Here is a 10463-nt window from a genome sequence, read left to right as displayed (position 1 = left end):
TCGTGCCTCAGCCGCCCTTGACAGAACCTGAAAACTACCCAAATGAGCTTTTAAGAATTGGTTGAAAGAAAAAATATAAGTTATTCTGAGTTTAGAAAATTATACCGGACAGAGTTAAATTTACATTCCCAAAAAGTAAAAAACTGCACTCAATATCCTGTATTAGTAGTGGCAGGCAAATGCTAACCATCTGTCAACTCACTCTATTGACCAACTCCGAAACAGACATTTCTTCCCTGTCTCATGCCCACTTCCAACGCCAAGACGCAGAGAAAAAATAAATACGGGTAATCTGCAATCTCACACTCCACACTCCGTTCACCAACCTCACACTCCATGCCATCCAACCCTTCCACCTTTCCACCCTCCAACCCATAATATAGATAGATTATTAGATGTAAGATTTAAGATGCTTTATGCCCCGGGGCCTGTGCTCTGTGCTCCATACCCTTTGCCATTAAACGCAGAGACGCAAAGATTAGATATAAGATAATTAGATTTAAGAAATTAGATGCTTCATCCACTAGGCTCTGTCCCCCAAGCTCTGTTCCATCAAACGCAGAGACGCAATGACGCAGACGAGACGGCGAGTCCCACCCACAACCTATTTCTATTTATTTCCACTTATATCCATTTATATCACAAACTTCTAAGCACCATTTTTTCCGCCTACGGCCTGTGCACTGAACAAAAGATAGTTAGATATAAGATTTTTAGATGTAAGATTTAAGACATCCCATCCGCTATGCCCTGTGCTCTGTGCTATTAAACGCAGAGACGCCAAGACGCAGAGGAGACAGTGAGTTCCATGCACAACATATTTCAATTTATATCCCTTATATCTATCTATATCCCTTTATATCCAGTCCTCTTACGCCATTTCATCCTTTAATCTCTAACTCTGGCTTCCGGCTTCTGACTTCTGGCCTCTGGTTTTCCGGCTTCCGTGTTTATCAACTTTTATTCACTCAAAAACCTTTGCCGGGCGTGCAACACCTTAACTCAAATCTACTACTAAAGAGAACTTTAACTTTTAAAAAAACATCTGATTTTTTGGATAAAAAAATGATCTTGTTAAATTTGTTGAGCCACAAATCATAACCCCAAGTGACGATCAAACGGACCATAACAATACTTTCCAATGACCACAGATCCTCTGAAGTGGTTTTTTTTAATTTTTCATATGATCAGGAATCAATCCGGAATGTTCGGCGGTTACCTGGCATTCGCCGGAGTGCGGCCAATAATAGTGGGGTCAGCTCAGGAGCATACTTAGGCTTATTGGAAATAAACGATTTGGCAACTTGATAGGTAGGTGCCTCGAAATACCAAATGGTTCCTATATATAATCGTAGTAAATAATAAAAAAACTGATTAATATATGAAAAATCATTTATTGCTAATCTTGACATTATTATTCTCATTAAACTCGTTTTCACAAGACGAGAATATTCAAGCTAAGCTTGATTCAATATTAAAGGAAGCTGATTTAATCTATAATTATGAAAAGTCCGTTTGGAATTCATCGGATTTATTACTGACGAATAAAAAAATAAAAAAAAATTATGGAGGCTATATCGTATGCCATTCTAACGATACTTTAACTGTAACATATCTTGATAAAAAGCAGAAAGAAAGTATCGCTAGATATCGCTACAAATTTGATAATTTAGATAAACCGTTAATCTCTAGAATGGAATTGTCCTCACTAACTGCTTTAGAAAAGGAATTGTTTGAATCAAAAAAGAAAATAATGAGTCAATTGTCAGACAGCAAATATAATGTAACTGTCCCACGGGGCTATAACCCCAATTTTGTATTAATAAAAGAGAATGAAGGTTATAAATTATACATCATAATGGGAACAACTGAAATAGGAGTAATACCTATTGGGAATGATTACCTATTTAAAGCAAATTCAGAGGGAGATATTACCTATTGGAAAAAATTTCACTCCCGAATGATTCCAACGATGGCAGAGTTTAATGGGGAAAATGTGATCTCATCTTTCCATTCTCATTTACGGACAACGCCGTATATTACAGCAACCGATATCTGTACTTTTAGACTTTATGCTCAATTTACAGAGTTACGAAAATTTTCTGTTTACTCTCCTGCTATAGGAAAAACAATGACATATTATTTGGATTCGAACAAAATTGAAATTGAGGAATAAAACATGTGCTAAATACTGTCATACAGCAGTCCGTTAGGCAAAACACAAAAGAACACACCGTAATTATTAAACCTATTGATAGTAAACCAATAAATATTTAACAAGCGATGAAAAAATCATATGTATTATTAATTATTTCTGCATTGATTCTTTTCAGTTCATGCAACCCCAAAATTTCAACAAGTATAAGTAGGTCTTACCCACCAATAGATTACAAACAAGATATTTTGGTGATTGGATTAGACCAATCCGAACCTGATAATTCGGAGGTTTTAGGGCAGGTTAAAATTGGGGATACAGGTTTTAGTTCCAAATGTAGTTATGACATTGTGATTGATAAAGCAAAGCTGGAAGCCAGAAAAGTAGGAGGAAATGCAATTAAGATTATTAAGCACAGGCCACCATCTGCACTGGGAAGTACATGCCACAGGATTACTGCCAAAATATTAAAAGTTGAAAATATTGAAAATTATACATCTAAAGATGAGGAAGAGGATTTGTTAGATGTCGATTATGCCATAATAAATGTTTATAGATACAGTGGTGTCGGAGCATTGATTAGCTATGATTTATTCCTGGGCGATTCTGTAATTTGTCGGGTGAGGAATAACTTTAAAACAACCATTCATATTAAAAAGGAGGGACTGAATTCTCTATGGGCTAAAACGGAAGGAAAAACGGAAGTGCCAATTGATGTTAAGATGGGTAAAACATATTATGTGCGTTGTGGAATTAAAATGGGCGCTATTGTTGGACGCCCTAAATTGGAACTGGTTGATAGTAAGACCGGAAAATTGGAGTTTGAATCTTTTAAAGCAAAGAATCAATGAGAAAATTACTAATGCTAGAAATCCTAATCCTGGTTTTTAACTCCATGTTTTCTCAGGATTTAATTGTTACTAACAGTGGGGATTCGATTAATTGTAAAATAACGAAAGTGAAAAAAGATAATATCTATTTCACTTTTAAACACAAAGATGATATTAGAAGTACGTTACTACCTGTAGCAAATATTAAAACACATCAATTTGATTATTTTCAAACTAGTGAAGTGCCAAAAGACAAAGTTGTGGGTTATGAGAATTATCAACATTTTAGAATCGCAATAAATGGAGGATATAGTTACCAAACTGCAAAAGTTGGAGAAAGTGTTCCGAGTGATTTTAAAGATTACGTAAGAGATTTAAAATCCGGATATCATTTCGGCGGAGATTTGACTTATTATTTTACTGAAATATTAGGGTTTGGATTTAAATACCATCTATTTAAGTCGTCAAATTCTTTAGATAATATTTATCTCGAAGATACCGAGGGTAATAGAACTTACGGAAAAATGAGGGATGATTTGACAATTTCATTTATTGGTCCGACCTTTTCGACCAGACTTTTGAGCTATGATAAAAGAAATGCTTTTCACATGAAATTGTCTTTAGGTTATATGGGCTATTCTAACGATAAGGTAATAATTGATAAGTATAAAATGACTGGTGGTACAATGGGATCATCCTTTGATGTTGGCTACGATATTGGACTGTCAGAAAATTTATCGTTAGGATTTCAGATTTCATTATTGACAGGAACTTTAATTGAATATGACTGGGATGATGGAATAAAGAAAGAAACGATTGAATTAGAAAAAGGTGAGTATGAAAGCTTAACGCGGATCGATTTTTCAGTTGGATTAAGGTTCAATAAATAAGTACTTTGCCTGATAGGTGGTATGCCCCAAAGGGTTCAAGTGGGTTACGAAAGGTTTTAGCCTGCTGCAACTTTTCGTATAACTTGACAGTTAATTGTCCACAATCCCTTCCTGGTCTTACCGCAATACGTTGTGGGGCATGCAAAAAACGATACGGCAAATATATGAGATCCGTTAAAAGGGGGTTTAAATTTGGATTTTTATTTGGGGTTCTTTCTTTGGTTGAGATTTCTGGAGCGGATAAATTTGTTGAGAAAATCTGCCTCAGACCAGGTTTCCAATTGGGCTAAAGACATACCCTATAACATAGTTGATTGGTTTTGTGCGACAGGATAATCATGTCAACTGTCCAAATTAGAGTTATTGGAAATCAGACAAAGACAACAATTGGAATCTACCATGAGAAATTATTAAGCCCTGAACAGAGAGCTGAAATGAAAGAATGTTGGAACGAAATAATGAAGACAATAAGAATTGAAATAATGAAGCCAACAGGTAACAAGGTATATTCAACCCGAAAAATGCATTAGAAAATCTATTACGAATTAAAATTGCTGCCAAGCAAGTCGCAAGCTAACTTGTTTCCATTCACCATAGCGGTGCTATGCCTCATTTCAACAAGTTCTTGATTGATTGCACTTTTAATTCTCACGACGAAATCCTAATGCATTATTCGGGTTCAAAATAGGCATGATCGTTGTGGTGTCAACAGTTGCAGTCCGCAATCGCCTACTTTGCATTTACTTACCGTTGTGGATAATTAGGGGAAAACCATGAAGTATTTTATTGAAAGAACATTGGCATATTTTATTGATTGCTTTATTGCATTCGCAGTAGTTATGCTGATGATTCAATGGGCTATCTTAAGCCATATAAGAGAATTTTTCGGGATTACAGACATGTGGTTTCAGAGCAGCATAAACATGCAATTATACGTCCTGACGAGTATTTCAATCCCCGTTTGGATTTACTTCGCTTATTTTGACTCTAAAAAAGCAAATGGAACATTTGGGAAGAGGATCTTTAAATTAGAAGTAAGAGACAATAAAAACCAAAAAATAGGCTTTGGAAAATCTCTGTTTAGGGCAATTTTAAAATTATTGCCTTGGGAAATAGCCCATATGGGAGTAATATTTCCGACTCCTATTTATTATGAAAATGAGCCGGCGGTTCGAATAGTATCTTATGTTGGACTCTTACTTTTTGCCATTTATGTTATCAGTATTTGGACAGATTCAAGGAAGCGTACTATTTATGATCAAGTCATTGGAACGATCGTATCGAAAAAATAAAAAACTGCACTCAATATCCTGTTTTAGTAGTGGCAGGCAAATGCTAACCATCTGTAACTCTACCCTCTTTAGACCAACTCCGAAACAGACATTTCTTCCCTGTCTCATGCCCACTTCCAACGCCAAGACGCAGAGAAAAAATAAATACGGGTAATTTGCTATCTCACACTCCGTACTCCAACCTCACACCCAATGCCATTCAACCCTTCCACCTTTCCACCCTCCAACCCATAATATAGATAGATTATTAGATGTAAGATAATTAGATTTAAGATATTAGATGCTTCATCCACTATGCTCTGTCCCCCAAGCTCTGTTCCATCAAACGCAGAGACGCGAAGACGCAGAGGAGACGGCGAGTCCCATTCACAACATATTTCTATTTATTTCCACTTATATCCATTTATATCACAAACTTCTAAGCACCATTTTTTCCGCATTCGGCCTGTGCACTGAACAAAAGATAGTTAGATATAAGATTTTTAGATGTAAGATTTAAGACATCCCATCCGCTATGCCATGTGCTATTAAACGCAAAGACGCGAAGACGCAGATGAGAAGGGGAGCCCCATCAACAAAATATTTCTATTTATAGCCATCCTCTGCCATCCGGAAAAGTGGTATACTTTTTATGAATATTGACTCTCTGACTTCTGGCTTCTGGCTTCTGACTTCTGACTTCTGGCCTCTGGCTTCCGTGTTTATCAACTTTTATTCACCCAAAAAAACTTTGCCGGGAGTGCAATTCTTTAACTCAAAACTACTGCTAAATAGAACTTTAACTTTTTAAAAAGCATCTGTTTTTTTGGATAAAAAAAATGTCCTTGTTAAATTTACTGTGCAACAAATCATAACCCCGTGTGGAGACCAAACCAACCATAACAAAACTTCCCAATCACCACAGCTCCTCTGAAGTGATTGTTTTTAATTTTTTATATGACCAGGAATCAATCCGGAAGGTTTGGCGGTTAACAGGTATTTGCCGGAGTGGGGCAAATAATGGTGGTGGCAGGTCAGGAGTATATTTGGGACTTTGGGGGGAACTCATAGACTAAAGCAACTGGAATTTTTACACATATATCAATATAGGAAATTAGTAGAATCATATATCCTCTGAACCAATTATGTGATTTAATTTAGCTTAATAAGGTAAACAATACATTCAAGGTTGACATTTAAATTTGATACAGGAAATTTTAATATTTAATTACCTTAGTTTTCATGGGAAAGAAGTGACATAGAATAATCTGATGAAGACCCAGTGCTCAAATAACATGATTGAAAGTGCTAATAAACTGGTTTATACGTTTACTTGAAAAGAAATAATTCTCCTACAAACTAATAAATTAAGAATATGTATATATCAGGAATCAGCATTAAAAACTACAGGAATTTCAAAGATTTGTCCATTGAATTTAATCACGGATTAAATGTTATAATTGGACACAATAATTCAGGTAAGACTAATTTAATTAAAGCTCTTCAGTTAGTATTAGGTAGGGATTTAAAGGATAAACCTTCAATAGATGATTTTTGTAAATATAATCTTGATTATTCTGAGCCTCCTTCAATTGAAATATCTGTTTTTATCAATGAACATGATGATAAGGAAGATGATAAAAATGTTGTTTATGATTGGTTGATTCGTGAATCACCTGAATACCAAGCACAACTAACATACATCTTTGAGTTACCAACAAAACACCATGAAGAATATAGGAAATTAATTGAAGAGTGTAAAAATGAAAATGGTTTTGACCAGGAGAAATGCTTAAAACTAATAAGTAAGAAATTCCTTCAAAAGTATGTTTCACGAATATATGGGGGTGATCCTATAAAACAAGAAAAAGCTAATTCTGAAAATCTTGATAGGTTTGATTTTCAATTTCTGGACGCAATTAGAGATGCAGAAAGACAAATGTTCTTCGGCAATAGTACATTACTAAGAGATGTTCTGAATTATTTTCTTGATTATGACTTAACAAACGGGCAAGGATTCGAGAACCTATCAGTAGAAAACCTTGAACTATTAAAACAACGAGAGGAAGAGTTTAATATAAAATCAAAGGAATTACTTGAACTATTAATTGAGCGTATTGATAGAGATAAGATACTCCAATACGCAAATGAAACAGGGGCTGATATAGGAGGTGAACCAAATTTTGATGCAGAAATAACAGAACAAGAACTACTATTTGCATTAAGGCTAATTGTTGAAAAAAATGGTTTTAAATTACCCATAAAAAACAATGGATTAGGTTACAACAATTTATTGTTTATAGCTCTAATTCTTGCAAAAATGCAAATGGAATCATCCAATTATATGGGTGATAACGCCAAAGTTTTTCCAGTCCTAGCCATAGAAGAACCCGAAGCTCACTTACATCCTTCAATGCAATCTAAATTCCTCAAGTTCCTAAATACAAATAACCAAGCTCGACAAATTTTTATAACCTCACATTCCACCCATATTACTTCTGCGATAAATCTTGAAAGCATTATTTGTTTATATGAAGATATAAATGGAAATTCTGCAGTTGGCTATCCGGGTAAAGTATTTTCTGAAGAAGATCAGGATTCAAAAATTTATGTTCAGAGGTTTTTAGATGCTACAAAATCTAATATGCTTTTTGCTGATAAACTTTTATTTGTCGAAGGATTAGCGGAACAATTACTGATACCAAGTTTTGCCCAATACTTAGAAATTGAAGACTCTCTTGTAAATCAATATGTTGGTATTGTAAGTGTAGATAGTAGAACATTCAAACATTTTCTTAAACTATTTGCATATGATAAGATAACTAGTCCTTATGCAATAAATAAAAAAGTAGTGTGTATAACCGATGCAGACCCCACAATTAAAAAAGGAAACAAATGGATTTCAGCTTTTCCTTTTGAATTAGATGGTACAGCAAACAGCAAACCACTTTCTACACATGTTACAGATTTAAAAGAAAAATTCGAAAACAAGTATGCCAATATATTTATATTCCATCCTCCCAAAGGGACTGGCAAAACATTAGAGTATGAATTATGTAAGGAGAATCCAACGTCCACACTGCTGATTACAGCCGCTTTCCCTAGTCGAAATAGCGCACACACTGATACAAATTTTAGACAAATAGTATCAAATTATGAGAACAACTTGGATGCTATTATAGAAGCATATAAAGAAAAAATCGGAATTGAAGACCTCAACAAAAATAGGATTCTAAAAAGCATATCGGAATGTACCTGGGAGGATGAAACAGAAAAGAAAAAAGCATTGATTGCTGCCATTTACTACACAGTAGTATCTAACGCTAAAGGACAACATGCGTTTTATTTTGAACAAACATTAAGAGAAAAATACAAAAAAGATTATGGAAGGCTTGATTTTAAAGTGCCTTCTTATATTGAAAACGCATTAACCGAAATTATAAAAAATGATGCCTGATATTAATTCTTTACCACATATATCAACCTTAAGTGATATTGAGACACACTTCAAAGTCTTTGCAGGCCCTGGTACAGGTAAGACAAGGTGGCTAATTTCACACTTGGAGCGGGTTTTACGTGAATCTGACAGATTAAACAGAACAGGCAAGATTGCTTGTATTACATATACGAATGTAGCTGCAGAAGAAATACTGAATCGATTAAAGTGTGATAAAAGTCGTTTTGATATATCTACAATTCATAGCTTTTTATATCGTAACATTGTCAAGCCATTTTCTTATTTGATTGAAAAAAAGGACGATGGGGAAATATTATTTGACACATCTAGATTGGATGGTCATGATGAGCACATTGTTCACGGGGATAGATTTAGAAGGTGGATAAAGTCAATAGAAAAATTAAATGACAAAAAATATACTTCATACAATTGGCCTCAAAACAAACCAAAAGTTATTGCTGAATTATCGAGCCTTGATTATGTGTTTGATAATGGTGAAATTAACTTAATTATTAGGCAATATCGTGGTGCTAGAATTGCAAAGTCAAATGGTGAATTATGGGTTTATAAATCAAAATACTGGAAAGACGGAATTATGCATCACGAAGATGTATTGTATTTTTCTTATCTCATTTTGTGTTGTTCACCAAGGGTTGCAGAATTTATAAGAGCAAAGTTCCCATATATTTTTATTGATGAGTTTCAAGACACAACTGAAATACAAACATGGCTTATTGAAAAAATTACTGAGCAACACACGATAGTAGGAGTAGTTGGGGATATTGCGCAATCAATATATAAGTTTACGGGAGCAAAGCGAGATGATTTTATTAATTTTAAAAGAGATGGAATATCTGAATTTAAATTGAATCACAATCATCGTTCAACAAAACGTATCATTGACTTCCTTAATCAGCTTAGACCCGACATCAATCTAGAATACGGTCAGGGACAACCTGATGGGGAGGCTGTTAAAGTATTGGTTGGAAAAATTCAGGATGCAAAATATTGGTTTGAGGAAAATTTCCCTGATACACCTCTTTATATTCTAACTAGAAAAAATACTACTGTCTCTGAAATAAATAATCAAATAGGTTTAAGTAATACAAACCTTTTAAATGAAATGTATTCGAATGATACAAATCCGCAAAGAGTAAGGTTTTTACACTCTTTATTAATGAGCTTTAAATATCATAAAAAAGGTGATTTAAAAAATGCTTTGAATGAAATTTATAAGTCTTTACGGAGAGTAAGTGGTACATCCGTTTTAAAACTAAGCCTAAGGAGGCTTGCAATTAAAATAATCGAGTTATTACAAATTGATGCAAATAGAAATAAACCAATTGCAGATTTTTATTTGGAATTAAGAACTTATGTATTAGCTGAGTATGGTTTCAATATTGGAAGTAATTTAAGCCGAGGAAATGCCAAAACATTTTATGAAAATCATAGCCTAAATGAAATTATTCCTTACGTAAAGGTAGACACTAAATCCGATGAACTAGTTAGGACAATTCACAGTGCAAAAGGAACTGAATTTGAAAATACTCTTGTACATTTCGAAAACATAGATGATTTTAGGAACTATATACTTGATGGGCCGAATCACATTGATGATGAAAAGGATGATTGTCGGATTTACTATGTTGGTTGTAGTAGGGCAATGAATAGGTTATTTATTAATATTCCTGAGATTAATCAAGATGATAAAAACAAATTAGAATTAATGAATGTAGAATATAAAAAAGTTTGATGCTGTAAAATTCCCCTGTATGTAGCCTGTAGCCTTTCCCTCATCCCAATCCGCTAAAATTATACAAAATATTAATTTTAAGCAGTTAAAAAGTGTTATGTAAAGAC

The 10463-nt window shown here is 34.2% G+C and carries 6 protein-coding genes; all 6 read left to right on the top strand.

Annotated elements, in window-relative coordinates; genetic code table 11:
- The first annotated feature begins 1381 nt into the window (after positions 1-1381).
- Complete coding sequence (locus ACT29H_RS15275; protein ID WP_444822519.1) at positions 1382-2176, top strand: hypothetical protein; 795 nt, start codon at positions 1382-1384, stop codon at positions 2174-2176.
- 107 nt (positions 2177-2283) lie between these two features.
- Positions 2284-3006, top strand: coding sequence for a hypothetical protein (locus tag ACT29H_RS15270; protein ID WP_444822518.1), 723 nt, complete (start codon positions 2284-2286; stop codon positions 3004-3006).
- Positions 3003-3875: a hypothetical protein gene (locus ACT29H_RS15265; RefSeq protein WP_444822517.1), complete on the top strand. Its 873-nt coding sequence runs from the start codon at positions 3003-3005 to the stop codon at positions 3873-3875. The genes ACT29H_RS15270 and ACT29H_RS15265 overlap by 4 nt, the downstream gene beginning before the upstream one ends.
- A 773-nt stretch (positions 3876-4648) precedes the next feature.
- Complete coding sequence (locus ACT29H_RS15260; RefSeq protein ID WP_444822516.1) at positions 4649-5167, top strand: RDD family protein; 519 nt, start codon at positions 4649-4651, stop codon at positions 5165-5167.
- Between the two features lie 1354 nt (positions 5168-6521).
- Positions 6522-8603, top strand: a complete 2082-nt coding sequence (locus ACT29H_RS15255) for an AAA family ATPase (RefSeq protein WP_444822515.1) — start codon at positions 6522-6524, stop codon at positions 8601-8603.
- Positions 8593-10356: a UvrD-helicase domain-containing protein gene (locus ACT29H_RS15250; RefSeq protein WP_444822514.1), complete on the top strand. Its 1764-nt coding sequence runs from the start codon at positions 8593-8595 to the stop codon at positions 10354-10356. Before ACT29H_RS15255 ends, ACT29H_RS15250 begins: the two co-directional genes overlap by 11 nt.
- Positions 10357-10463: the final 107 nt, after the last annotated feature.

The organism is Thermophagus sp. OGC60D27 (assembly GCF_052400625.1).
In the GTDB taxonomy this organism is placed as follows: Bacteria; Bacteroidota; Bacteroidia; order Bacteroidales; family Marinilabiliaceae; genus Thermophagus.
Note: the sequence above shows the minus strand (reverse complement) of the source record. Positions and strands in the feature narration are given on the sequence as shown.

What these genes read in the sequence shown, in the direction of transcription:
- ACT29H_RS15275 (WP_444822519.1), top strand. Translation starts at nt 1,382, where the DNA reads ATGAAAAATCATTTATTGCTAATCTTGACATTATTATTCTCATTAAAC.
- ACT29H_RS15270 (WP_444822518.1), top strand. Translation starts at nt 2,284, where the DNA reads ATGAAAAAATCATATGTATTATTAATTATTTCTGCATTGATTCTTTTC.
- ACT29H_RS15265 (WP_444822517.1), top strand. Translation starts at nt 3,003, where the DNA reads ATGAGAAAATTACTAATGCTAGAAATCCTAATCCTGGTTTTTAACTCC.
- ACT29H_RS15260 (WP_444822516.1), top strand. Translation starts at nt 4,649, where the DNA reads ATGAAGTATTTTATTGAAAGAACATTGGCATATTTTATTGATTGCTTT.
- ACT29H_RS15255 (WP_444822515.1), top strand. Translation starts at nt 6,522, where the DNA reads ATGTATATATCAGGAATCAGCATTAAAAACTACAGGAATTTCAAAGAT.
- ACT29H_RS15250 (WP_444822514.1), top strand. Translation starts at nt 8,593, where the DNA reads ATGATGCCTGATATTAATTCTTTACCACATATATCAACCTTAAGTGAT.